The sequence below is a fragment of the Ideonella aquatica genome (genome assembly GCF_018069755.1).
GTDB classification, from domain to species: Bacteria; Pseudomonadota; Gammaproteobacteria; order Burkholderiales; family Burkholderiaceae_C; genus Ideonella; species Ideonella aquatica.
Genome location: NZ_JAGQDE010000018.1, coordinates 62,473 through 86,209 on the forward strand (window position 1 = coordinate 62,473; position 23,737 = coordinate 86,209).

The following is a 23,737-nucleotide window of genomic DNA, read 5'->3' on the forward strand; positions in this document are numbered from 1 at the left end:
GGGTCCTCAGAGGCCGGCGTAGCGCACGCCCGGGTCCAGACGCAGGTCGGCGCGCAGCGGGGTGCTGGCCACCGCGCGGATGCGGCGGGCGATCTCGCTGTCGGGGTCGTTCAGGTTGCCGAAGACGATGGCGCCATGGCCCGCGCGGGTGCAGGCCTCGGCGCAGGCGGTGGTGGTCTCGCCGCGGTCCAGACGGTGCACGCACAGCGTGCAGCTTTCCACGCAGCCCTGGCCGCGCGGCACATCGGGCTTCTGGCCGGTGGTTGGCTCATGCACGAAGGAGCGTGCCTTGTAGGGGCAGGCCATCATGCAGTAGCGGCAGCCGATGCAGGCGTGGCGATCGACCAGCACGATGCCGTCGGCGCGCTTGAACGAGGCGCCAGTGGGACAGACATCGACGCAGGGCGGCTCGGCGCAGTGCTGGCACATCACCGGTGCACGCTGCTCGCGGCCACTGGCGTGGTCCTTGATCTCGACCAGGCGGATCCACTGGGCCGAGGTGGCGCTGACCGCCGCGGGCAGGCCGTTCTCGGTCTGGCAGGCGCTGACGCAGTCGGTGCAGCCGTCAGCGCATTTCGTGGTGTCGATCAGCATGCCCCAGCGCACGGCCTCGTTGGCCGACGCCTGGGGGGCGGCACGGGCCACCTCGATCAGCGTGATGCCTGGGGCCAGCAGCACGCCGCCGCCCAGCGCAGCCGCCAGAAAGCCCCGACGCTTCAGGTCGGCCGGTGTCTTCTCGGAAGTGTCGTGGCAGCTCATGGTCGTTGGACGAGGCTGGCGGCCTGCTGGCTGGCGTGGCTGCTGTGGCACTCGAAGCAGTCGATCTTGACGGCTGCGTAGCTGTGGCAGCTCTGGCAGAAATCGGTGGGCGCAGCGGCCACGCTGCGGGTGGCCGGGCTGGCATGGCAATCCACGCAGGCCTTCAGGCTCAGCACCGAGCTGCGGTCGCCGACGCGCACCGTGCGGTCGCGCTGGTGCTTGAGCAGGTCCATGTGGGTGCGGCGCATGAGCGTCGGCTCGACCACGCACTGGGTTCCGCTGGCGGCTGGCGCGACGGCGGGCACCGGGGTGCGACCGGTCTCGCGCACCTGGGCCTGCGATGGGGCGGTCCACCACAGGGCCGCGGCGAGCACCAGCATCAGCCAGGCGCTGGCGCGCTCCAGCCGGCGGCGCCAGTCGGGCGGCGATCGGCGCGTCATCGCCTCACTCTCCCAGGCCCATCTGGATGTAGCCGGTCGGGCAGACATCGCGGCAGATGTGGCAGCCCACGCACTTGTTGTAGTCGGTGTCCACATAGCGGCCGGTGGTGGCCTTGGACTTGGGCACACGGAAGACGGCGGTCTGCGGGCAGTAGACGACGCAGTTGTCGCACTCGAAGCACTGGCCGCAGCTCATGCAGCGCTTGGCCTCGGCCTGGGCCTGGGCCTCGGTCAGGGCCTGCAGGCGCTCGTCGAAGTTGTTCAGGGCCTGCTCGGCGTCCAGCGTCACCACATGGCGCTTGTGGCGCTCGGTGTAGGCGAAGTGGCCCAGGAACAGCTCGGTGTGCGGGATGACGTAGCGGTCCGAGCGGTTGTCGAAGTTATGCACCACGCCGGTGTGGCCATCGGTGCCGCGCAGCGGCTCATCCACCTTGCCGGGCGCCATGCCCTTCTCGACCAGCTTGCGCATCAGGTCGAAGGCGTGGACGTCGATCTTGGGGCGCTTCTCCAGGGCCTCGCCGGCCAGGTAGCGGTCGATGCCCTCGGCAGCGATGGCGCCGTGACCGATCGCGGTGGTCAGCAGGTGCGGTCGGATCACATCGCCACCCGCGAACAGGCCCGGCTGGTTGGCGACCTGGTAGTTCTTGTCGGTGTTGACCGCGCCGCGGCCGTTGTTCAGGAACTCGTAGCCGGTGAAGTCCACCGCCTGGCCGATGGCCGAGACGATCAGGTCGGCCTCGACGTCTTCCTCGGTGCCCTCGATCATCTTGACATCGAGCTTGCCGCCGACCAGCTTGGCCTCACAGCGCTGGATACGCAGCGCGGTGGCGCGGCCGCTGGCATCGCGCAGCACGGCGATCGGCGCCATGCCACCCCGGATCGTGATGCCCTCGGCCAGCGCATGCTCGACCTCGTGCTTGCTGGCCTGCATCTTGGCGATGTCGAACAGCGAGGTCAGCGTGACCTCGGCGCCCTGGCGCGCCGAAGCCTCGGCCACGTCGTGCGCCACATGGCCGGCAATCGCCCGCTCGGGGCGATCGCTCTCGTGGATCTGGTCGATGTGGCCCAGGCGGCGCGCCACGGTGGCCACGTCGATCGAAGTGTCGCCCCCGCCCACCACCACCACGCGCTTGCCGACATGGCGCATGCGACCGTCGTTGAAGGCCTTCAGGAAGGCGGTGGCGGTGACGACATTGGGCGCCTCGGCGCCCTCCACCGGCAGCGGGCGACCCGACTGCGCGCCCATGCCCAGGAACACCGCGTGGAAGGAGGCGCGCAGTTCCTCCATCGTGATGTCGGTGCCGATGCGGCAGTTCAGCCGCACCTGCACACCCAGGTCCAGGATGCGCTGGATCTCGGCATCCAGCAGCGCACGCGGCGTGCGGAAGCCCGGGATGCCGTAGCGCATCATGCCGCCGAGCTGCTCGTGGTCGTCGAAGATGGTGACCGCGTGGCCCTTGCGCGCAAGTTGGTAGGCGGCCGACAGGCCGGCTGGACCGCCGCCGATGACGGCCACTGTCTTGCCAGTGGACGCTTCGGGCCTGGGATAGGCCAGACCCTCCTTGATCGCCCAGTCGCCCAGGAAGTGCTCGACCGAGTTGATGCCAACGAAGTCCTCGACCTGGTTGCGGTTGCAGCCCGACTCGCAGGGGGCCGGGCAGACCCGGCCCATCACGCCGGGCAGCGGGTTGGCCTCGGTCAGGCGGCGCCAGGCGTACTCCTGCCAGCGCATGCCGGCCGGCGGCTTCTCGACGCCGCGCACGATGTTCAGGTAGCCGCGGATGTCCTCACCCGCCGGGCAGGAGCCCTGGCAGGGCGGCGTGCTCTGGATGTAGGTGGGGCACTTGTGCGAGTGGTCGGCGTCGAAGATCTCGTCCTGCCAGCGGCCGGGTCGGTGGTCGCCATCCTTGTAGCGCCGGAAGGTCAGCGGCTGGGCTGGGGCGTTGTTCGTGGACATCGCGTGTCTCCTGGATGTGTTCTGTCTCAGTCCTGGTCGCCCAGGAGGATGGCCTTGCTGACGAGCTGGTGGACACCGCCCACCATGCCCATGTCGAAGCCGTAGGCCGGCAGCACCTTGGTGAACTGGGCCTTGCAGATGGCGCAAATCGTGGCCATGAAATTGACCTGGTGCTGATCGACGACGTTCTTCAGCGCCTCCATGCGTGGCAGGGCGCCCTTGACGCGCAGCTCCATCAGGTCGTCGGTCAGCAGGCCGCCACCGCCGCCGCAGCAGAAGGTGGCTTCGTGGATCGTGCCCGGCGCCATGTCGTGGAAGTTGTTCGCGACGGCGCGGATGATCTCGCGCGGGATGACGAACTGGCCGCCGGGCATGTCGCCCATGCGCGAGGCGCGCGCCACGTTGCACGAGTCGTGGAAGGTGATGATCTTGTCGTCGTTGCGGCTCTTGTCGAACTTGAGCGCACCACGCTGGATCAGGTCCCAGGTCAGCTCGCAGATGTGCATCGGCTGCTTGTAGCGGTGGTCCAGCTGGTTCTGCAGCTCGATCGCGAACGGATCATTGGCCCCGGCGCCGACGCCCACCAGGGTGTTCCAGAAGCTGTAGGCCACGCGCCAGGCATGGCCGCATTCGCCCACCACGATGCGCTTGACGCCCAGCTCCAGAGCCGCCTCGCGGATGCGCAGCGCAATCTTGCGGAGCTGCTCGTAGTTGCCGATGAACATGCCGAAGTTGCCGGCCTCGCTGGCCTTGCTGGACAGCGTCCAGCTGATGCCGGCGGCATGGAAGACCTTGCCATAGCCGATCAGGCTCTCGACATGCGGCTCGGCGAAGAAGTCGGCCGAGGGCGTGACCAGCAGCACTTCGGCGCCGGCCTGGTCGATCGGGTAGCGCACGGCCACGCCGGTCTCTTCCAGCACGTCCTCTTCCAGGCCCAGCAGCGTGTCCTCCAGCGCCGGGCCGGGCAGGCCCAGGTTGTTGCCGATCTTGTGGACCTTGCCGATGATCTCGTTGCCGTACTTCTGGCCCAGGCCCACCGAGTCCATGATCTCGCGTGCGGCCATCGTCACTTCGGCAGTGTCGATGCCATAGGGGCAGAAGACCGAGCAGCGGCGGCACTCTGAACACTGGTGGTAGTAGCTGTACCAGTCGTCCAGCACCTCCTTGGTCAGGTCGACTGCGCCCACCAGCTTGGGAAAGTGCTTGCCGGCAAAGGTGAAGTAGCGGCGGTAGACCGCGCGCATCAGGTCCTGGCGCGCCACCGGCATGTTCTTCGGGTCGCCGGTGCCCAGGAAGTAGTGGCACTTGTCGGAGCAGGCGCCGCAGTGGACGCAGGCGTCCATGTAGACACGCAGCGAGCGGTAGGTGTCCAGCAACTCACCCATGCGGGTGATCGCGCGCTGCTCCCAACCCTCGGTCAGCTCACCCGGAAAGCCGATGGCGCCCTGGATGGCGGCATTCGCCACAAAGGGCTTGCTGTGGGCCATCGCGCCCTCGGCCACCAGCGGAATGACCGGGTAGGGCTTGAGCGCGGGAATATCGAACTTGGCGGTGGCCATGGCGGGCTCGGTGCGTTCTTCAGTGCTTGCGGTCCAGCGCGGCGGCCCAGGCCACCAGGTGGCGGCGCTCGCGCGGGTCGTCGGTCTGGTTGCGCGTCGGGCTGAAGAACAGGCCCGGGGCATGCAGCAGCTTGCTGATCGGGAAAATGATCATCAGCAGCGCCACCAGCGCCAGATGGATCAGCAGGATCGGCTCGGTGGGCAGCGGTTGAATGTCCAGCCGCATCAGACCGAGCATGTAGGCCTTGACGGCAACGATGTCGGTGCGGGCCACGAAGCGCGTCAGCAGACCCGTCAGCGCAATGCCCAGCAGCAGCGCCAGCATCAGGTGATCCGATGGCGTGGAGATGTAGCGCACCCGATCGACCAGCCAGCGCCGCGCCCACAGGCCGCCCAGGCCCAGCACCATCAAGAAGCCGGCGTACAGGCCGAAGGGCTGGATCAGCGCGGTCAGGTCCCACACCGGCTGCTGAAAATAGCGGCCATGGCGCAGCAGCACCAGCAGCATTGCCGCATGGAAGCTCCAGCCGAAGATCCAGGTCCACTTGCTGGACTTGAACAGGCTCTCGAACAGCACGGTCTCGCGCGCCAGTCGCATCGCCACGCCGCCGGGCGTCAAGGGGGCGGGCGTGGTGGCGATCTTCAGCGGCGCCGGCGTGCGCCAGTAGCCGTGGATCTTGCGGGCCAGGCCAAGCACCAGGATGACCGTGGCGCCATAGAACAGGATCGCGTAGGCGAGCGACAGCATCGACACGGGCGGGTGCCTTGTTCTGGAGAGGTGGAGCGCGCCGCGGCGGCGGCGCGGGCGGTCAAACGCAGCCGGTGGGCTTGGGCAGGCCGGCGATCTTGCAGGCCTGCTTGGCCGGTCCGTAGGGGAACAGCTCGTAGAGGTACTTGCTGTTGCCCTTCTCCGGGCCGAGCTGCTTGCCGATGGCCTTGGTCAGCACGCGCACCGCGGGGGCGATCTGGAACTCGTCGTAGTAGCCGCGCAGGAAGTTCACCACCTCCCAGTGGCTGGGCGTCATCTCGACGTTCTCGGCCTTGGCCAGCTCCAGCGCGATGTCCTCATTCCAGTCGGCCAGGTTGACCAGGTAGCCCTCCTCGTCGGTCTCGAACGTGGTGCCGTTGACTTCGATGCCCATGGTGTGTCTCCGTTGGTGATGGGGCCTGGTTCAGAGCCAGGACTGGTTGGTGGGGTGCTCGGCGACGAGGGCGACGAAGCCCGCGTAGTCGACGGTGGCGATGCCTTCGGCGAGCTGGCTGCCCGCGCCGCGGGCAGCCAGGTCGGGTGCCAGCGCGACGATCTTCACGGCGCCTTGGACGGCCGCGACGCCGCTGGCGGCCGCGTTGCCGCGCGTGGCGGCAAGGACGGCGTCTTCGATCAGCAGCACGGTCTGGCCGGGCCGGACCAGGCGCAGGCAGCTGGCCAGGCCAGAGCCCTGCGCGGGTGACTTGTTGACGATGTGCAGCATGGCGGCCTCAGAAGGAGTAGATGACGTCCTGCTCGGCCATCAGGCCGGCCATCTCGTCGCTGGAGAGCAGCTCGACATCAACGATCAGGTCGTCTTCGCTGAGGCCGCGGGCCTCGAGTGACGCGCGCTCGACATAGAGCTTCTCGACGTCATAGCCCTCCAATGCCCGGTAGGTCTTGGAGTGGTTCTTGATGCCGATGCCGGCCGTGTCCTGGCCCTTCATCAGCTGGTAGACGCCGTCGTCCAGGAAGACCAGGCTGACGTCCTGGTCGAAGGTGGCGGTGATCAGCACCACTTCCAGGCTCTCCAGCGCATAGATCGTGCCGTAGGGTGCCTTGCGGTTGACGAACATGAACTTCTTCATCTCAGTCTCCGAAGGTCACCGAGCGGTCGGCCTTGATGCCGCCGTCGACCAGCTGGCCCAGACCCGAGATGCGAAAGCCCGGGGCCAGCACCTCGTCCTTGATGCCGCGGCGCAGCGCCGCCGCCACGCAGACCACCAGGTCCACGCCATGCTGCTCCTTGAGCGCCGACCAGCGGTTGACGATGTGGCGGTCATCCTGCGGCGGCTCGGTCAGGCGGGTCGCGTTGTAGACGCCGTCGTGGTAGAAGAAAACGCGCATCACCTCGTGACCGGCGGCAATGGCGGCGTTGGCGAACTGCCAGGCCGTGTCGGCGGCCTGGTGGGTGTAGGGCCCTTCACTGACAAGCAGGCTGAACTTCATCTCAGAACGCCATCTCAGAAGCGGATGTGGGTCGACGCGTTGAGGTTGGCGCGCGAACCGCGCCAGTCGTCGATCAGGTACTTGGTGAAGGGCAGGTCGACCTTCTCGAAGAAGCGCGGCCAGCCGATGCGCTCGATCCAGTCGGCCAGACGCTCCCAGGACCGCGCGTCTTCCTTGTAGACGTGCAGGATGCGCTTGACCACCTCGGCCACCTCGGGCCAGCGCGGCGCGTTGTTGGGCAGGCCCGAGGCCACCATCTTCATGAAGGTGGGCTTGCCGCGGGCGTTGGAGTTCTTGCCGCCCACCCAGATCGCGAGCTTGGAGTGCTCGGGATCGTTGATCTGCATCGGCGGGCACGGGGGGTAGCAGGCGCCGCAGCAGATGCACTTCTTCTCGTCCACCTCCAGGCTGGGCTTGCCGTTGACCAGCGCCGGGCGGATGGCGGCCACCGGGCAGCGGGCCACCACCGCGGGGCGCTCGCAGACATTGGCCACCAGATCGTGGTTGATCTTCGGCGGCTTGGTATGCTGCACGATGATCGCGATGTCGGCCTGGCCGCCGCAGTTGATCTCGCAGCAGCTGGTGGACAGGTGCACGCGGTTGGGCATCTCCTCGCGCCGGAACTCGTCGTAGAGCTCGTCCATCAGCGCCTTGACCACGCCGGAGGCGTCGGTGCCAGGGATGTCGCAGTGCAGCCAGCCCTGGGTGTGGGCGATCATCGACACCGAGTTGCCGGTGCCGCCGACCGGGAAGCCGTTGCTCTCCAGCGCCTCGATCAGCGGGGCCACCTTGTTGGGGTCGCTGACCATGAACTCGATGTTCGAGCGGATGGTGAAGCGCACATGGCCTTCGGCAAAGGTGTCGGCGATGTCGCAGAGCTTGCGGATGGTGTAGACATCCATCTGCCGCTGGGTGCCGGCGCGCACGCTCCAGACCTGGTCGCCACTGTGGGCGACATGGTGCAGCACGCCGGGACGCGGCCGGTCGTGGTACTTCCAGTTGCCGTAGTTCTTCGCCAGCGTGGGGTGAAGGTACGGCTTGTTGTCGGGAACGCCGCTCTCGATGGGCTGGCGCAGTGCAGTGGCCATGTCGCTTGTCTCCTGGTGTTTTCGAACGCCGGCTCGGCGCGTTCAGGCGGCGGCGCGCTTGGCCTGGATGCGGGCGACCTCGTCGTCCCAACCATCGGTGCGCACATAGGGGTTGGTGCGCGGCGTAGCGACCATGTTCGGGTCGATTTCCAGCTCGATGCCCTCGAGGAAGTTGACCAGGCCGATGCGCTCGATCATCTCGCCGGTGCGCTCGTGCTCCAGTGCGTTCTCGGCGAAGAAGTCGATGATCTTCTGGCCCAGCTCGACCAGGGCCTCGTAGTCCTCGTCGGTCTTCAGGGGCATGAAAGGCACGACGACCGTGCCCATCAGATCGCCGATCTTCAGCGTGCGCTTGCCGCCCACTAGGATGGTGGCGCCGGTGTCGGTGCCGCGGGCCAGGGCGCCGGTCATCACGTTGATGCAGTGCATGCAACGCACGCAGTCCTTGTTGTCGATCTCCAGCGCCTTGTCGTCGCTGACCGGGACGCTGGTGATGTGCTCGGCGCTGCGCACGGCCGAGACGTCCTTGATCTGGATGGCCTTGGTGGGGCAGCGGGCGACGACGTTGTTGACCAGCTCGTCCATGCCGTGGCCGGCCAGCCATTGGCGGGCCAGCGCCTCGTCGGTGCGCATGTTGTCGCGCCAGGTGCCGATGATGGCCATGTCCGAGCGCTGGATCGAGTTCATGCAGTCGTTCGGGCAGCCCGAAAACTTGAACTTGAACTTGTAGGGCAGGGCGGGGCGGTGGATGTCGTCGGTGAAGGTGTTGAGCACCTGGCGGTGGGCGCGGGCCTCGTCGTAGCAGCTCTGCTCGCAGCGGGCAGCGCCGACGCAGCTCATCGAGGTGCGCACCGCGGGACCGGCACCACCCAGGTCGAAGCCGATCTCGTTGATGGCGTCAAAGGCGGCCTGCACATTGGCGGTCTTGGCGCCCTGGAACATGATGTCGCCCGACTGGCCGTGGAAGGCGATCAGGCCCGAGCCGTGCTCCTCCCAGATGTCGCACATCTTGCGCAGCAGTTCGGTGGTGTAGTGCATGCCGGGCGGCGGCTGCACACGCAGGGTGTGGAACTCGGCCGCATCCTTGAAGATGGGCTGGCCCTGCTCGTCCTTCAGCTCGGTGAAGCGCGGGATCACGCCGCCGCCATAGCCCACCACGCCCACCGTGCCGCCCTTCCAGTAGCCCTTGCGGGTGCGGTAGGAGGTCTCCAGCTGGCCGAGCAGGTCGACCATGTAGTCCTTGTCGTTCGCCAGGCGCTTCAGGCCGGTGACAAAGCTGGGCCAGGGGCCGGTCTCCAGCGCGTCCAGCATGGGCGTGTCGTGCAACTTCTTGGCCATCGGCTTGTCTCCGTGGGTGCCTGAGGGCACCGGTGTGTGTTGCAAGGGTGGCGGTCCGGTGCGTGCCGTCCGCTTCTGGGAATGGGGCGGATTCTGGGAACTGCGGCAGCGCGGCGCCATTCCTCTGGTCGGGTGCAGGCACCTACCCGTATGGCGTAGGCGGGGGCGCCCCGAGCCGGGTATGGACGCCACCGGGGCGCAGCGGGCTCAATGCAGTTCCCGCCCCGTTGACCGAGAGGTGCCCTTGCGCCCGATGACCGAAATCACCCCCCTGGATCGCCTGCATGTGCCGCTGGGTGGGCAGGAGATCGAGCTGCAGCAGGTGGACTTCGAGGCGGGCGGCATGGCCATGCTGCGGGTGCGCATCCGCGAGCGCAACCGTTTCACCATCTTTGACCTGGATCCGGTGACCACGCTGGCCTGGGCCGAGGCCATGCAGCGCTGGGCCCTGTCGCAGCCGGGCATGGCCGCCGAAACGGGCTCAGCGACCCGCGCCTGATGGACGCCCGCGTGGTGGACGACAGCTTGCTGGATCTGGCCTTTGCGCTGCAGGGCGCCGGTCGACCCTCGCTGACGCGCCTGCAGCTGGGCACGGCCCTGCGCGCCTGGCTGCCCTGGCTGGGCGAGGCCCCGGGCAGCGGCCTGCACGCGCCGCGCCTGGCCCCGGGGGGGCTGGTGCCTCGCCGGGCCCGTCTGCTGCTGAGGGTGCCGCAATCGCGCCTGGCCGAGGCCCAGGCCCTGGCTGGCGCCCGCCTGGAGGCTGGCGATGGCCAGCTGCAGCTGGCCGAGCCGCAGGCCCGGGCGCTGCTGGCCCACCCCACGCTGTGGTCGCAGAGCGTGGTCTGTGACGCCCCCGACGAGCTCGGACTGCTGGCCCTGGCCGAGGCCTGGATGCAGCAGCATGGCCTGCGCGGCGAGCTGGTCTGTGGCCGACGCCACGAGCTGATGGGCCCGCAAGGCACGCTGGGCGGGCACAGCCTGATGCTGCACGGCTTGTCAGCCGCCGATTCCCTGCGCGCCCAGTCGCTGGGCCTGGGCGACTGGCACTGGCTGGGCTGCGGCCTGTTCGTGCCGCACAAGTCGGCCGCCGCCGTCGGCCACTGAGGTTGCTTCCCACAAGACAACGGAGACACACATGCCCTACACCGTCCAAGGCCAGGAACTCGAGACCGACGACCTGGGCTACCTGATCGAGGCCGACTACAGCGACGAGGTGGTCGAGGTGATCGCCGCCGCTGAGGGCCTGAGCCTGACCGAGCGTCACTGGGAAGTGATCCGCTACATGCGCGACGAGTACCGCGAGCACGGTCAGACGCCCAACTTCCGCCACATGCTCAAGGGCGTCAATGCCTTCTGGCCCGAGGCCGACAGCAAGGCGCTGTACGAGCTGTTCCCGATGGGACCCGCCAAGCAGGCCGCCAAGGTGGCCGGCTTGCCGCAGCCCTTCGGCAAGGGCGGCTACTGAGCGCCGGCGGCCCCCATGGCCATCCGCCTGAAATCGCGCTGGTTCCGCGAGGGCCCGCAGCGCAGCGCGGCCGAGCGCGGCGGTGTGGCCGCCGTGGCCAGCTGGCGCCTGGGCATCGAGATGGTGAAGCGGCTGCAGCGCGCTGGCTTTGGCATCGAGGTGGGCGCAGGCTACTTCCAGGTGCTGAAGGAAGTGGCGATCTTCCTGGCCCTGCTGGCCGACCGCCAGGTGCACGCCAGGCAATCGCCCGAGGAGCGCGACGAGTTCACCGTGGGCATGGTGCGCCATCTGGCGGCCACCTACGCCGAGAGCGCCACCGAGTGGCTGCCGCCGCGCCGCGCCGACGGCCCCGACTGGGCCGACGACTTTCTGGCTGCCTGGAACACCGTCGCCCCCACCTACGCCGACTTCGACAGCGACGCCGTCAGTGGTGAGCCCGAGATCGCTTTCGTGCGCCATTTCGCGTGGCGCCTGGAGCCGCTGCTGCCCGCCGCCGACCGGGTGTGGGTGATCGACCAGGTGATGTCGATCGAGGTGCCCGAGGCTGCGCAGGCGCTGCGCCGCACCCTGGCGGGCGTGTTTGACGAGACCCCGCGGCGCGCCCGACCGGCCACCGCGGCCACCGGGGACTGAGGCCATGGCCTGGCTCACCGACGAGATGACCGCCGCAGGGCGCCGACGGCGCTTCATCGGTAACCCCTTTGACCTGGACGACGAGGGCGCCTACCGGCGCTGGCGGGCGATGAAGCTGGCGGCGCGGCCGCGCAGCGTGTCGCACCTGCTGGTGGAGGTGGCCGACCCGCGCCGGCTGACGGCCCCCGAGCGCCTGGCGCTGCTGGACCGCCTCAGCCGCTGCAACATGGCGCTCTACCACAGCCCCTGCCTGGACGCGGATCCCACATTGCCGGTGGCACTGGCCGCCCAGCTCGGCATGCGCCGGCTGGACGCCAATTGGCTGGCCGGCGAGGACGGCGTGTCCAGCATCTGCGTGAGTGATCGGCGCGACGAGCGCGGCGGCTTCATCCCCTACACCGACCGCGCGATCCGCTGGCACACCGACGGCTACTACCAGGTGCCCGAGCGCGCCATCCGCGGCATGGTGCTGCACTGCGTGCGCCCGGCGGTCCAGGGCGGTGACAACGCGCTGCTGGACCACGAGCTGGTCTACATCGCGCTGCGCGACCAGTCGCCGGCCCATGTCCGCGCGCTGATGGCCCCCGACGCGATGGTGATTCCCGAGCGCACAGACGAGCACGGCGTGGCCCGTGCCGCCCAGGGCGGCGCGGTGTTCAGTGTCGACACCGCCAGCGGCGCGCTGCACATGCGCTACACCGCGCGCACCCGCAGCATCGCCTGGAAGGACGACCGTGCCACCCAGGCCGCGCTGGCGGCGCTGGAGCGCCTGCTCGAGGGCGGCCTGCACGATGTGCTGGCCACCCGGCTGGCGCCCGGCATGGGCCTGGTCTGTCACAACGTGCTGCATGACCGCAGCGCCTTCCAGGACGACCCGGCGCAGCCGCGCCTGCTGTACCGCGCCCGCTTCCTGGACCGCAGCGATGCGCGCGAGCTGGCATGGCGCACCGCCTGACCGTCTGGCGCGCCGCGCAGTTGCTGGGCGTCTCGCGTGGCCAGCTGCAGGCGCTGGTGCGCGAGGGCCGGCTGGCGCTGGACGACGGCCTGGTGTCCAGCGACGACCTGCTGGCGCTGTACCCGCAGGCCCATCTGGAGGACAGCGGCATGCTTGAGCGCACCCAGGCGATCCGCAACGAGGCTTTTGCGCGCCGTGTGCGCGAGCGCACCCTGCCCAGCCAGGAGGTGCTGGCGCAGCGCCTGTTTCACCAAAGCACCGAGCTGGCCGAGGTGCGCCGCCACCTGCAGCGCTACCACGGCCTGGTGGTGGACCTGCGCGACCGCTTGCGCGCCGCGACCACGCCGCCCGGACCACTGAAGCTGGCCGATGACATCGACCGCGCACTCGGCCAGATTCTGGCCAGCGAGGCCGCCGACCCCCTGGAAGCGATGGACGACATGCTCAAGCTGATGTCCGCACAGGTCACGATCCGCCCGAGTGGCCACGAGTTCAGCGTGATGGGCCACGACACCCTGCTGCAGGCCGGGTTGAAGGCCGGGCTGCGCCTGCCCTATGGCTGCGGCAACGGCAGCTGCGGCATGTGCAAGGTGCGGGTGATCCAGGGCGAGGTCTGCCGCACCCAGCCATTCGACTACGTGCTCTCCGAGACCGAGAAGCGCCAGGGCTACACGCTGATGTGCGCCCACACCGCCGCCAGCAGCGACCTGACGCTGGAAACGCTGGAGGCGTCGGGGCCGCAGGACATTCCGGCGCAGGACCTGGTGGCCACACTGCGCTCGGTGACCATGCTGGGTGCCGACACGGCGCAGCTGCACCTGCAGACGCCGCGCAGCCACCGCCTGCGTTTCCTGGCCGGCCAGTCGGTCACGCTGGGCCTGGCCGCAGCCAGCGGTGACCTGCAGGCCACGCTGCCGATTGCCAGCTGTCCCTGCGACGACCGCAACCTGCACTTTCTGGTCACGCGCGAACACGACGGCGACTTCGGCGCGGCGGTCTGCGCCGGCCTGAAGCCCGGCACGGCGGTGTCGGTGCGCGGTCCGATGGGCGACTTCGTGCTGGCCGAGGGCCTGCGGCCGCTGCTGTTCATCGCCTGCGACACCGCCTTCGCGCCGATCAAGAGCCTGATCGAGCATGCGCTCGCACTCGAGGCCGCACCGGCCATGGCCTTGCTGTGGCTGGCCACGCGGCCGGATGGCCAGGTGTTGGCCAACCAGTGCCGCGCCTGGTCGGAGGCGCTGGACGCCTTCGAGTACACGCCGATCACCGACCGCGACGTCCAGGCGGGCGCCGCCCAGGTGGTCGAGTCGCTGCGTGCCGATCTGTTCGCGATCGACTGCGACTGCTACGTGGCCGGCCCCGAGGTCTTCGTGCAGGTGGTGGACAGCGCACTGGCCGCGATGGGGGTGCCCGCGGCGCAGCGCCGCACCCAGGTGCTGCCGTGAACGGCGCGCCAACGCCCGCGCCGACCAGCGCCTGCGAGGGTGCGGAGTCCTTCGCGCTGCGCGTGCTGGGCGACAGCATGGCGCCGGAGTTCACGCACGGCGACATCGTCGTCATCGAGCCGGACGGTCGCCTGGGTGACGGCCGCTTCGTGCTGGCCTGGGTCAACGGCGAATGGACGCTGCGCCAGCTGCGAGGCGCGCCCGGCGCCTGGCGTCTGGAGGCGCTGGATCCCCGCTGGCCGCCGCAGCTGCTGCCGGACCTCGCGGCCGTGCGCGGCGTGGTGATCCAGCGCGCCCGTCCAGGCCGCCGCCGCGAGACCCGCCACTACCCCTGAATCGACCGATGCCTTACTTCGTCTACCGCGTGCTGCCCTTCGCCCAGCTCGAACAATTGGGCAGCCACCCCAGCTTCAAGCAGGCCTCCATCCAGGCCAAGGCCGCGCGCGCCGACGGCGGTGCCGGCCAGGTCAAGGTGATGTTCGCCGACGATGCGCTGCAGGCCGAAGACCTGCTGTGTCAGATTCGCACCGCCGGACCCACAGGCGACGAATGAACGCCGAGCGCGCCGACGAACGCTCGGCCTGCTGCGCGCGGCCCGACGACGCCTGCGTCTTTGACAAGGCCCTGCTGGCCCGCGCGGCCGGCTGCGCGCACCTGCGTCGCCAGCCGGTCGGCGAGCGCGAGGCCCTGCTGTGCGCCCACCCGCCGGCACGCTACAACTGCGAGACCTTGCTGGCGCTGGCGCGCGAGCGCGCCACCTTTGCGTTGCGCCTGCCGCCGCCTGGTCGGCCGCTGCTGCACGCCCAGGCGCTGCGGCTGCAGTGCGGCGGCTTGGCCGCGCTGGCCGCCGAGGCCGGTCCACGGGCAGTGGGGCGCGAGGATGTGTCGGCGCTGACCGCCGCGCTGCACAGCGCCGACACGGCGTTCGCCGAACTGCCCTGGGAGCGCCTGGTCCCGGCGATCGCGGCCTGGCAGCCCAGGCGCCGCTGGGCGCCGCGCTGAGCGCGCCGCGTCAGTCCTGCTCGGCGCGCCAGAGCATGTACTTCAGCGTGGCCACCGAGCCGCCGATGATGCCGGCCAGCGCCAGGAAGGAGCCAATCGCCAGCGTGGAGATGCCGGTCAGGCCCTGGCCCACCGTGCAGCCCAGCGCGGTGACGCCGCCAAAGCCCATCAGCGTGGCGCCCAGCACCTGGTTGCGCAGGTCGTCCACCGACGCAAAGCCCTCCCAGCGGAAGCTCTTCGTGGCCAGCGACATCGCGCCCGCGCCCAGCATCACGCCCAGCACCGTGGCGATGCCGAAGCTGATCTTCAGCGACTGGTCGGTCCAGCGCTGCAGCAACTCCAGCCCGAAGGCCAGTGGCGCGACAAAGCTCATCGACTCCATTGCCCGGGTGTTGGTGGCGAAATAGGTCATCTCCAGGGTCTCGGGGTTCTCGCCGAAGCCCAGGTGGCCGCTGATGTACCAGCCCACCACCACGCAGCCGCCAATCACCACGCCGCCCAGCATCTGCAGGCCATTGCCACGGAAGCGCTTGTCGGCGAAGACCCAGGCCAGCATCGCCAGCACCAGCACGCCGGCCGCAGCCATTGCAGCCTGTTGCGGCGCCAGGCCAGTGACCTGCTGCAACAAGGTCGGTAGGCCCTGGTCCTTCCAGCCCAGCGCGGCCAGGTCAATCGCCACCGGATCGAGGTAGCTGGCGCGCCACTGGCCGAACAGGCCCTTGAGCGTCATGCTGGCCGACACCGCCAGCACCAGCAGCACCACCAGCGATCGCAGGCTGCCGCCGCCCACACGCAGCAGGTTCTTGTTGGCGCAGCCGCCGGCATAGGTCATGCCCACACCGAACAGCAGGCCGCCCAGCAGCAGCGACAGCCAGGGCAGGCGCGGGCGCATTGCCACCGCCTGCGGCAGGTCGATCAGCCCGGCCTGGGACAGCGCGGTGGTGCCGGCAATGGCCACGGCCATGGCCAACACCCACATGCGCATGCGGCCCCAATGGCCCATGTTGACGACGTCGGACAGCGCGCCCATCGTGCAGAAGTTGCTGCGCTGGGCCACGGCGCCCAGCACCACGGCGGTGGCAAAGCCACCCAGGATCACGGTGGACTCGATCGACATCGATGTCTCCTACAGCGTTGTCAGTTCATCGGGCCGGTGCGCTCAGGCACCGGGCCACCGTTCAGATGAACAGGCAGACGTCGGTCTCGCCGGCGAATTTCATGAAGGTGGCGGCGCCACCATACTCGATGCCGTCGATGAACTCGGAGGTCTTGAACTCGAACAGGTCCACGGTCATCTGGCAGGCAATGAACTTGACCTCGGCCTCGACGCACAGGTCACGCAGTTCCTCCAGCGAGGCCACGCCCTTGGATTTGATCTTGGCCTTCATCATCGAGGTGGCCATGGCCTCCATGCCCGGCAGTGCCGAGACCAGCACCGGCATTGGCACCGGCATCGGCATCGCCGGGTTGGCCAGCGGGCTGATCGCCACGCCGCTCAGGTCCTTGCGCAGCAGTTGCAGGCCGTAGAAGGTGAAGAAGATCTGCACATCCCAGCCGAGAGCGGCGGCGGTGGAGGCCAGGATCAGCGGCGGGTACGCCATGTCGAGCGTGCCCTTGGTGGCGATGATCGCCATCTTCTTGCTCATGCGAACTCCGGGTTCGGGTGAGGCGCGGCGGGCTCAGGCCTTGCGCAGGAAGAAGACGAACTTGCCGCCCTCGCTGCCCTGCTCGAGCAGGGTGTTGCCGGTCTGCTCGGCGAAGGCGGCCATGTCGCAGACCGATCCCGGATCGGTGGCCACCACGCGCAGGACCTGACCACTGGCCATGTCGGACAGCGATTTCTTGGTCTTGACGATGGGCAGCGGGCAGGCCAGGCCCGAGGCGTCGAATTCCTTGTCGAAGTTCATGTGCTTGTCTCCAGTCGTGGGCATTGTGGCGCCTGCACCGGGGGACCGGTGGCGGCGCGCATGCGTGTTCGCCAGTCCTTGCTGGCGGCAGGGGCAATTTCGACGCAAGCAGGGTGCAGCGTCTATTCCCACGATGGGTGGGCGCTCCTACCCCATCCGGGTAGGGGCCAGGGCGCTCAGTAGTCCAGCCGCTCGACCTTGACCGGCGTGGGAGACTGCGGCGAGACGATCGCCCCCAGCGCCTGGGCGTAGAGGTCCACCGCATTGTCAAAGCAGCCATGCGAGGACGGGATGCCCTTCACGCCATTGGACACGCTGGGCTTGCTCAGCACCTGCGGCTGGCCCTGGCCCAGGCCGCCCCAGAAGGCCTGCCAGTCCAGCACCTCCTGGCGGCGGTCCTGCGACCAGATGTCGGCCGCCAGCGAGCTGGGGTCGAAGGCCTTGGCCATGCCCAGGATAGGCATCTTGTGCACGTCTTCGAAGGCCCGGCTGACCAGGTACAGCAGCGACTTGCGGTAGGGGCCGACGCTGTCGTTCAGCTCATTGGCGTCCGACAGCACATGCAGGGCCAGCCGGTCGCCGCGCAGCGTGCCGCGCTGCACCGCCGGGCGGTAATGGTCCAGCGCAAAACGCAGCGTGCAGGCCGGTGCGAACAGGCGCAGGCTGGCGGCGGCCAGGCCAGCCTCGTGCAGGCGATCCAGCATGGCGCCCAGCACGATCGACCCGGCGGAGTGGCCGACCAGGTGGATCTCCAGCTTCGGGATCTGCGCCTTCAGGGCCTTCAGTTGCGCCACCATCAGGCGCACGCCGCCCTGGGCGTCGCTGCTGGCGCGCTCGGCGTTGAGCTTCATCTGGCCCCACATCGCGCCGCCGGGCCCGCGCAGCGCGGGCTCGAGCATGCGGTCGGTGGTCTCGCTCAGCCGGTCCAGCCAGCCGCGGGCCGGAGCACCCCCGCGGCTGCCCAGGCCGAAGCGGGCCATCTGCTCCTCGACCAGGTCCGACACGGTTTCCATCGGCCCCGAGCGCCAGCTGATGAACAGCGGGTAGATGCCATTGGCCAGCGCGTAGGGCGCCATCACGCGGATGCGGGTGATCGAGTCGGCCTCGCTGTTCAGGCCGCCGTGGGCGTAGACCATCAGCTTGACGCTGCCCTGGGCCTTCAGCCAGGCCAGCGGACGGGTCAGCGTGGCGGCCTCCAGGGCGCTGGCGGCGCTGTCGGCGGTGATGTCGTTGCGCACCGGAAAGCCGCGGTCCAGCACCAGCGTGTGGCGGTAGGCCTGGTCCGGATCCAGCGGCTGGTGGGCCGGGTTCTTCAGGCCCTGGTAGCGGCGGGTCAAGGCGTCGTCAGCGCCGACCAGGCCGGCCGGGCGCTCGTTGGCCGCTGCGGTGGCGCCGGTGCCGGCGGGCACCAGGAAGCGGGGCGCGCGCCGTGCGCGTGCGGTGCCCGCCGCAGCGGTCCTGCCCTTGCGCGGCGCAGGGGCAGCCACTGCCGGCCCCAGGCGCGGCACGCCCAGTGTGAACACCCAGGCATCGGTGGCATGGGTGACCCAGTCCTCGTAGGGCAGCAGCGCAAAACCGTGCGAGCCCCAGTCCGGGCCCCAGGAGTTCTGCACCACGAAGCCGTCGGCGTTGTAGCCGATCAGCGCAAAGGCGTGACCGCCGGCGTCCTTGGGGCGCGGCAGGGCGCGGATGCGCACCAGATCGGCATGGCCGGTGAGGATCTTGCGGGCGGGCACGGCCCAGCCCTCATGCACCGTGGCCGAGACATAGACCACGCCGTTCTCGCGCAGCGCGGCCTGCAGGTCGACCACCGAGCGCACGTCCACCCGGTAGTACACGCCCAGCGTGCAGGCCAGCGCGTCCACATCCCAGTTGCGATCGGGGTCGTCGGGGTGCCTGGCATCCTCCCCAGGGGGCCGGCGGCGGCCTTGCTTGTCAGTGCCGTGCGGCCACAGCGCGGCGCGGCACACGCCGTGTCGGTGCCAGCCCTTGAGGGCACCGCGGCAGCTGGAACCTTCGTAGTCTTCGCCCGGCCACTCGTCGTACAGCCGAGCCAGTTGGTACAGCATCGCCGGGCTGACCTGGCGCTCGACGCTGCCACCAGCCTGCATGGCGCGAATGAACAGCTGGTAGTTGATCGCCGCCGCCAGCCCGAAGCCCGTGCAGGCGCCCTCCTGGCCCTGGTCCAGGATCAGCGGCGCGTAGCGCGGCAGCAGTTCGCGCACGTCGGCGTCGGTGGGCCACTGCGTGGGCAGGTTGCCCAGCGGTGGCAGATAAGGCCGGTCGCGCAGGTCCAGGCGGTCGGGGCGGGCATCCAGCGACACGGCGCGCTGGCCGATCTGCACGTTCTTGGTGGGCATGGCGGTCTCCCGGTGGCGTGGGGGGATGCTAGGCCGATCGCCGCGACAGGGCCACTCTGATGCCTTGGGGAGGCGAACCCCAAGAAAAAGCCCGTCGCGGTGACACGACGGGCTTGGCAGTCTGGCTCCCCGACCTGGGCTCGAACCAGGGACCTACGGACTAACAGGGGCGTCAAAGGCCCCGTGAGGGGCGGCATCGCCGGAATTTCAATCATATCAACAACTTAGCCGAACTGGCCCGAAATCGTCCGAAACGAAACGAGGCCGTTCGAAGATCGATGCACTATCACTTGGGGACCTACGGATCTACTTCAGGCACAGTGCCTGCGTTACCCCGGCCTGAAGCTGGCCTCCGCTGAACCCGGGGCGATTCAGTGAGCTAAGTTGGGATCTGCCGCGCATCCCAGTGGAATCGGGGCCCTGAAACTGTGCTCATGCAGGTAGGATGCAACCGCCTACCAACAAAGGGAAATTGCCAATGCCGACGAAAAAGAAGGCGCAGCTCCCAGCGAAGAAGATGCCTGCGACCGCGAAGAAGACGGGTAAGAAGCCAGGTGCCGCGAAGGCCCCAGTGCGTGCGAGCGAGAAGCGCGTCTATTTCAAGCAGGCGGACTTTCCCCTGTTTTCTCTCCAAGAGGCTCAGCGGGTCGCTGCAGCGCTGATGGATGACTTTGGTGGACGGGAAGGTAGCCCGCCTGATGTAGCGCTTTCGATAGGTGCAAGTCCGACCAGCAGCACATGGCGAGACCTGGCAGGGGCAGCCATAGCGTATGGCCTGACAGAGGGCGGTCCCAACGCTATTGTCATCAAACTGCTTGCGCTCGGAAAGCGCTTGGTCGCGCCAGAGGAGGAAGGTGAGGATCTGATAGCGCGGCGCGAGGCCATCATGAAGCCGCGTATTGCAATGGAGTTCTATGAGAGGTACCGGCGAGCAAAGTTTCCGAGCGACGTGATCGCGTCAAATGTCCTAAAGAGCCTTGGCATCCCTGCAGACCGGGTGGACACCGCACTGGGCATCTTGAAAGCCAATGGTCAGTACGCTGGGGTCATTCGGGAAACCCGGACCGGGCCGTTCATCAACCTCGACTCCCCTGGTGTTCCCGGCCCGACTGTCGCTACGCCCCAATCGACCGAGGTTGATGCGGCGGCTCCGGTTGACGCCGAGGCGGAGGAAACAAACGTGCCACTGGGAGTTGCGCCTTCAGCGCCAGTGAAGCAAGCCAAGTCTGATGTGGCTAGCAATCGAGTCTTCATCACTCACGGCAAACGGCGCGAAATCGTCAACCAGATCAAGGAACTGTTGACCTTCGGCAGCTTTGAACCGGTTGTTTCTGTGGAGCGCGAGTCAACCGCAATTCCGGTACCGGAGAAGGTCTTTGAGGATATGCGGGGTTGCGCTGCTGGTGTCATCCATGTCGGTTCTGAAGGAAAGTATTTGGACCGTGAGGGGACAGAACACACCAAGATCAACGACAACGTGCTCATCGAGATCGGTGCTGCCATGGCGCTATACGGCAAGAAGGTAATCCTGCTAGTGGAGCGCGGCGTGAGCTTGCCATCAAACCTCCAGGGGCTGTACCGCTGCGAATTTGAGGGGGATAAGCTGGACTATGATTCGACTATGAAGCTATTGAAGACGTTTAGTCAGTTTCGTTGACGCCGCAGAGCACGAACACCTATGTTCACTCAAGAAGAGCTGTTGACGGCCCTTGGCGATCCATACACCAAGGAGGTCGTGCCGCGATTCCATCGCTTCGCCTATGTCTCAGATGCGTTGATAGACCGATTGGCCGAGCAAGCGTTAGCCGAGGTGTGGGGACGTCAGCGATATGTATTGGAAAAGTACATAGCGGTACATGTCCCTTGGAGCATTGAACAAGGGCGCTTCACGTGCTCTGACCGGCAGTTCTATGTCACGGCGGGGCATCTGCAGACCCGTTACGGGACACCGATCTACCTTGTCTTTGAGCGAAACCGGGTTCCGGGCACATCGCCCTACGCGCTGGTCAGGGTGGGGGCCGATATCGCTGCTCCTGCGCTACCTACGCCGCCTGACATCCCGAGCGCACCTGTCATTCCGCGCGGCGCAGAGATCGTGATGCTTCATGACCACATACTCGGTGACAACGCCGAGCGAGTGCCCTACTTGGCGGATACGCCACGGGTCGCCCAGATGTGTGCCGTCGCGGGCTCTATCCAATGGTCCCTCAATCGTGGCCTCGAACTGCCGTACTGGTACTACGGAAAGATGAGTGTGCTGGTGCCTCTCTACCTGCAGACTCGGGAGAACATTACAGAGGCTCCGGACCTGGTGGCGCCGCTGCAGGTCAACGCCGACAGTCTGCTTGTGCGTACTGTGCTGTTGCCATCGATGCCGTATGCCAACGCTAGGGTAGCAGTGACTCGACATGATCGACTGCCCCCATGGATGCTTGCAGGTTGGCACGCACATGCTGCCTCAGCGACCAGTCAGCAGATCGAAGATCCTGAGGCGCCTCAGGCAGCGTCTGCCCCCGCCTCCGCAGAGGCTGACCCCGGTGGCCTCTGAGAGCTGGGCCGTGCACAGTACGAATCAAGTACTCGGGTCCCTGGAAAGCAAAAAGCCCAGCCGGTGAAGGCTGGGCTAAGGGCTTGCTATTACTAGCTTTTCGGTGGCTCCCCGACCTGGGCTCGAACCAGGGACCTACGGATTAACAGTCCCTTGCTCTGGGCTCCCTAGTCGGCCCTGAACAAGGCCCGCAACCCGCATGGATGCTGGGCCTGCGGGCGATTGCCGATGGTTGAGATTGCAGGAATCAGGCTCAATCGATATCGATTCCTTGCAAACTCACCCGAGGTTGAATGGGCCCGAAGCCGACCGACGAGCGCAGCGACCATGACCTGTTCCGCACGGAACTGGTGAACCTGATCGATCAGCGGCATGAGCTGGTGAAGCTGGCCGCGTTGATCGACTGGCAGGCGTTTGCCCAGAAGTGGAGCCCGCAGTTCGAATCGACGACCGGGCGGCCGGCGCTGCCCACGCGGCTGATGGCGGCGCTGCTGTACCTCAAGCACGTGTACGCACTCAGCGACGAGGACGTGGTCGAGCGCTGGTGCGAGAACCCGTACTGGCAGCACTTCAGCGGCGAGCGTTACTTCCGACACGAGCTGCCGTGTGACCCATCGAGCCTGGTGCGCTGGCGCCAGCGCATCGGCGAGGAAGGCTGCGAATGGCTGTTGGCGCACAGCATCGAAGCGGCCAGCCGCGCCGGCGTGATCAAGCGCCGCAGCCTGGACGAGGTGGTGCTGGACACGACGGTGCAGCCCAAGGCGATTGCCCATCCAACGGATAGCCGGCTGCTCAACCGGGCGCGAGAGCACCTGGTGGCCGCGGCGCAGGACGCGGGCATCACACTGCGCCAGAGCTACGCCCGCGTGGGCAAGGCGGCCGAGGCCCAGGCCGGGCGCTACGCGCACGCCAAGCAATACCGGCGCATGCAGCGCGAGATCAGGAAGCTGCGCACCTGGCTGGGCCGGGTGATCCGCGACGTGCAACGCAAGGCCGAGGCTGCTGGCAGCGATATCGCCGGCACGCTCAAGGCCAAGCTGGATCTGGCGCAGCGTCTGCACCAGCAGCGGCGCGATTCGAAGAACAAGCTGTACGCGCTGCACGCCCCCGAGGTCGAGTGCATCGCCAAGGGCAAGGCCCGAACGCCCTACGAGTTTGGCGTGAAGGTGTCGGTGGCGGTCACGGCCGGCGAAGGCCTGGTGGTGGGCATGCGCTCGATGCCTAGCAATCCGTACGACGGGCACACGGTGGACAGCCAACTCGAACAGGTCAGCATCCTCACGGGGCACATGCCGAAGATCGTGCTGGCGGATCGAGGCTACCGTGGTGCACAGCCGCCCAGTGGTACGCGGCTGCTGATCAGCCACACGCGCCGGCTGCCCAAACGCTTGAAGACGCTGCTCAAACGGCGCCAGGTGGTCGAGCCGATGATCGGCCACATGAAGGCCGACGGGCTGCTGGGCAAGAACTGGCTCAAGGGCGCTGATGGTGACGCGCTTCATGCGCTGCTGTGCGGCGCCGGGCACAACCTGAGGATGATCCTGCGGCACCTGCGGGTGCTTTGCTTGGCCCTCGTTGCCTGGCTCATGTTCGTCGCCCGCAACGTGATCGCGTCAGCGGGCCCGATTACTCGTGCCGCGGCCGGTTGAAATCGAGTTGTTCAGGACGGACTCCCTAGGGGGGAGTCAACGACCTGACAGTGCTTCATCAGATCGCGGCGAGTAGCCCAGCACAGCCATCGGCGCGCCGCCAGCCAGCACACAGGGCTCCTGTTTGAGCAGGGCCAGGCAGCGTCCCACGCGGTGCAGGTCGACGTCCATTTCTTCGGCCAGGCGGGTCAACGCCTGGGCCGGGGTCTCGTCGTCGAACTGCTCCACGCCGAACCCGCGCAGATCGTCGGCACGGACCGCCGTGATCCAGGCCAGGTCGTCGGTGGCCATCGATCAACCCTTCTTGAGTCGTCCCTGCAAAACGCCCGCAACCCGCATGAACACTGGCTCTGCGGGGTGAATGCCGATGGCGAGAACTCCCAGGAAGCGATTCAATGGAGCGCAGTTTCCGGGAGTTCTTGACCGCCGATGAGC

28 protein-coding genes are annotated in these 23,737 nt (G+C 67.9%); 12 read left to right on the forward strand and 16 right to left on the reverse strand.

The window, feature by feature from the left end:
- Nucleotides 1-6: 6 nt before the first annotated feature.
- The 11 genes from dsrO to dsrA all read right to left on the reverse strand — a co-directional run bounded on the left by dsrO (nucleotide 7) and on the right by dsrA (nucleotide 9,338).
- Nucleotides 7-759 (reverse strand): sulfate reduction electron transfer complex DsrMKJOP subunit DsrO, encoded by a 753-nt coding sequence (gene dsrO, locus KAK06_RS17975; RefSeq protein WP_210803516.1) that lies wholly within the window; start codon nucleotides 757-759, stop codon nucleotides 7-9.
- Entirely contained in the window at nucleotides 756-1,199 is a 444-nt protein-coding gene (locus tag KAK06_RS17980; protein ID WP_210803517.1) for a hypothetical protein, read from the reverse strand. Before KAK06_RS17980 ends, dsrO begins: the two co-directional genes overlap by 4 nt.
- Before the next feature lie 4 nt (nucleotides 1,200-1,203).
- Nucleotides 1,204-3,156 (reverse strand): NAD(P)-binding protein, encoded by a 1,953-nt coding sequence (locus KAK06_RS17985; protein ID WP_210803518.1) that lies wholly within the window; start codon nucleotides 3,154-3,156, stop codon nucleotides 1,204-1,206.
- A gap of 26 nt (nucleotides 3,157-3,182) precedes the next feature.
- Entirely contained in the window at nucleotides 3,183-4,715 is a 1,533-nt protein-coding gene (gene dsrK, locus KAK06_RS17990) for a sulfate reduction electron transfer complex DsrMKJOP subunit DsrK (protein ID WP_210803519.1), read from the reverse strand.
- Nucleotides 4,716-4,734: 19 nt separating this feature from the next.
- Nucleotides 4,735-5,463: a respiratory nitrate reductase subunit gamma gene (locus KAK06_RS17995; RefSeq protein WP_247652962.1), complete on the reverse strand. Its 729-nt coding sequence runs from the start codon at nucleotides 5,461-5,463 to the stop codon at nucleotides 4,735-4,737.
- Nucleotides 5,464-5,524: 61 nt separating this feature from the next.
- On the reverse strand, nucleotides 5,525-5,857 hold the full coding sequence (locus tag KAK06_RS18000; RefSeq protein WP_210803521.1) for a TusE/DsrC/DsvC family sulfur relay protein: 333 nt from the start codon (nucleotides 5,855-5,857) through the stop codon (nucleotides 5,525-5,527).
- A gap of 30 nt (nucleotides 5,858-5,887) precedes the next feature.
- Complete coding sequence (tusB, locus tag KAK06_RS18005) at nucleotides 5,888-6,187, reverse strand: sulfurtransferase complex subunit TusB (RefSeq protein WP_210803522.1); 300 nt, start codon at nucleotides 6,185-6,187, stop codon at nucleotides 5,888-5,890.
- Between the two features lie 7 nt (nucleotides 6,188-6,194).
- Complete coding sequence (gene tusC / locus KAK06_RS18010) at nucleotides 6,195-6,551, reverse strand: sulfurtransferase complex subunit TusC (protein ID WP_210803523.1); 357 nt, start codon at nucleotides 6,549-6,551, stop codon at nucleotides 6,195-6,197.
- Between the two features lies 1 nt (nucleotide 6,552).
- Nucleotides 6,553-6,912: a sulfurtransferase complex subunit TusD gene (gene tusD, locus KAK06_RS18015; protein ID WP_210803524.1), complete on the reverse strand. Its 360-nt coding sequence runs from the start codon at nucleotides 6,910-6,912 to the stop codon at nucleotides 6,553-6,555.
- A 14-nt stretch (nucleotides 6,913-6,926) separates the two neighbouring features.
- Complete coding sequence (gene dsrB, locus KAK06_RS18020) at nucleotides 6,927-8,000, reverse strand: dissimilatory-type sulfite reductase subunit beta (RefSeq protein WP_210803525.1); 1,074 nt, start codon at nucleotides 7,998-8,000, stop codon at nucleotides 6,927-6,929.
- Between the two features lie 42 nt (nucleotides 8,001-8,042).
- Complete coding sequence (gene dsrA, locus KAK06_RS18025) at nucleotides 8,043-9,338, reverse strand: dissimilatory-type sulfite reductase subunit alpha (RefSeq protein WP_210803526.1); 1,296 nt, start codon at nucleotides 9,336-9,338, stop codon at nucleotides 8,043-8,045.
- A gap of 253 nt (nucleotides 9,339-9,591) precedes the next feature.
- Here dsrA and KAK06_RS18030 point away from each other — a divergent pair, with 253 nt between their 5' ends.
- From KAK06_RS18030 to KAK06_RS18070, 9 genes are read left to right on the forward strand one after another with little or no spacing between them, the layout of a single operon-like run.
- Nucleotides 9,592-9,837, forward strand: a complete 246-nt coding sequence (locus KAK06_RS18030) for a DUF6967 family protein (protein WP_210803527.1) — start codon at nucleotides 9,592-9,594, stop codon at nucleotides 9,835-9,837.
- Nucleotides 9,837-10,442, forward strand: a complete 606-nt coding sequence (locus tag KAK06_RS18035) for a type I-MYXAN CRISPR-associated protein Cas6/Cmx6 (RefSeq protein WP_210803528.1) — start codon at nucleotides 9,837-9,839, stop codon at nucleotides 10,440-10,442. The genes KAK06_RS18030 and KAK06_RS18035 overlap by 1 nt, the downstream gene beginning before the upstream one ends.
- Nucleotides 10,443-10,473: 31 nt before the next feature.
- Complete coding sequence (locus KAK06_RS18040) at nucleotides 10,474-10,803, forward strand: TusE/DsrC/DsvC family sulfur relay protein (protein WP_210803529.1); 330 nt, start codon at nucleotides 10,474-10,476, stop codon at nucleotides 10,801-10,803.
- Nucleotides 10,804-10,818: 15 nt separating this feature from the next.
- On the forward strand, nucleotides 10,819-11,436 hold the full coding sequence (locus tag KAK06_RS18045; RefSeq protein WP_210803530.1) for a hypothetical protein: 618 nt from the start codon (nucleotides 10,819-10,821) through the stop codon (nucleotides 11,434-11,436).
- A 4-nt stretch (nucleotides 11,437-11,440) separates the two neighbouring features.
- On the forward strand, nucleotides 11,441-12,391 hold the full coding sequence (locus KAK06_RS18050) for a TauD/TfdA family dioxygenase (RefSeq protein WP_247652963.1): 951 nt from the start codon (nucleotides 11,441-11,443) through the stop codon (nucleotides 12,389-12,391).
- On the forward strand, nucleotides 12,376-13,836 hold the full coding sequence (locus KAK06_RS18055; RefSeq protein ID WP_210803531.1) for a 2Fe-2S iron-sulfur cluster-binding protein: 1,461 nt from the start codon (nucleotides 12,376-12,378) through the stop codon (nucleotides 13,834-13,836). The genes KAK06_RS18050 and KAK06_RS18055 overlap by 16 nt, the downstream gene beginning before the upstream one ends.
- Nucleotides 13,833-14,171 carry a S24 family peptidase gene (locus KAK06_RS24440; protein WP_210803532.1) on the forward strand — a complete coding sequence of 113 codons (339 nt, stop codon included), beginning with the start codon at nucleotides 13,833-13,835 and terminating at the stop codon, nucleotides 14,169-14,171. The genes KAK06_RS18055 and KAK06_RS24440 overlap by 4 nt, the downstream gene beginning before the upstream one ends.
- A gap of 8 nt (nucleotides 14,172-14,179) precedes the next feature.
- Nucleotides 14,180-14,389 (forward strand): hypothetical protein, encoded by a 210-nt coding sequence (locus KAK06_RS18065; protein WP_210803533.1) that lies wholly within the window; start codon nucleotides 14,180-14,182, stop codon nucleotides 14,387-14,389.
- Nucleotides 14,386-14,838, forward strand: coding sequence for a hypothetical protein (locus KAK06_RS18070; protein WP_210803534.1), 453 nt, complete (start codon nucleotides 14,386-14,388; stop codon nucleotides 14,836-14,838). Before KAK06_RS18065 ends, KAK06_RS18070 begins: the two co-directional genes overlap by 4 nt.
- A gap of 10 nt (nucleotides 14,839-14,848) precedes the next feature.
- Here KAK06_RS18070 and KAK06_RS18075 read toward each other — a convergent pair whose 3' ends face one another.
- The 4 genes from KAK06_RS18075 to KAK06_RS18090 form a co-directional block, all read right to left on the reverse strand.
- On the reverse strand, nucleotides 14,849-15,955 hold the full coding sequence (locus KAK06_RS18075; protein WP_210803535.1) for a YeeE/YedE family protein: 1,107 nt from the start codon (nucleotides 15,953-15,955) through the stop codon (nucleotides 14,849-14,851).
- Nucleotides 15,956-16,016: 61 nt separating this feature from the next.
- Entirely contained in the window at nucleotides 16,017-16,484 is a 468-nt protein-coding gene (gene dsrE2 / locus KAK06_RS18080; RefSeq protein ID WP_210803536.1) for a sulfur carrier protein DsrE2, read from the reverse strand.
- Nucleotides 16,485-16,517: 33 nt separating this feature from the next.
- The gene (locus KAK06_RS18085) at nucleotides 16,518-16,745 is read right to left on the reverse strand and encodes a sulfurtransferase TusA family protein (protein ID WP_210803537.1); all 228 of its coding nucleotides are present in this window, start codon (nucleotides 16,743-16,745) and stop codon (nucleotides 16,518-16,520) included.
- Nucleotides 16,746-16,921: 176 nt separating this feature from the next.
- Entirely contained in the window at nucleotides 16,922-19,105 is a 2,184-nt protein-coding gene (locus KAK06_RS18090) for a C1 family peptidase (protein ID WP_210803538.1), read from the reverse strand.
- A gap of 445 nt (nucleotides 19,106-19,550) precedes the next feature.
- Here KAK06_RS18090 and KAK06_RS18095 point away from each other — a divergent pair, with 445 nt between their 5' ends.
- The 3 genes from KAK06_RS18095 to KAK06_RS18105 all read left to right on the forward strand — a co-directional run bounded on the left by KAK06_RS18095 (nucleotide 19,551) and on the right by KAK06_RS18105 (nucleotide 23,302).
- On the forward strand, nucleotides 19,551-20,762 hold the full coding sequence (locus KAK06_RS18095) for a TIR domain-containing protein (RefSeq protein ID WP_210803539.1): 1,212 nt from the start codon (nucleotides 19,551-19,553) through the stop codon (nucleotides 20,760-20,762).
- Between the two features lie 21 nt (nucleotides 20,763-20,783).
- Nucleotides 20,784-21,653, forward strand: coding sequence for a DUF3825 domain-containing protein (locus KAK06_RS18100; RefSeq protein ID WP_210803540.1), 870 nt, complete (start codon nucleotides 20,784-20,786; stop codon nucleotides 21,651-21,653).
- Nucleotides 21,654-21,946: 293 nt separating this feature from the next.
- The gene (locus tag KAK06_RS18105; RefSeq protein ID WP_210803541.1) at nucleotides 21,947-23,302 is read left to right on the forward strand and encodes an IS5 family transposase; all 1,356 of its coding nucleotides are present in this window, start codon (nucleotides 21,947-21,949) and stop codon (nucleotides 23,300-23,302) included.
- A 36-nt stretch (nucleotides 23,303-23,338) separates the two neighbouring features.
- Here KAK06_RS18105 and KAK06_RS18110 read toward each other — a convergent pair whose 3' ends face one another.
- The gene (locus KAK06_RS18110; RefSeq protein ID WP_210803542.1) at nucleotides 23,339-23,593 is read right to left on the reverse strand and encodes a hypothetical protein; all 255 of its coding nucleotides are present in this window, start codon (nucleotides 23,591-23,593) and stop codon (nucleotides 23,339-23,341) included.
- Nucleotides 23,594-23,737: the final 144 nt, after the last annotated feature.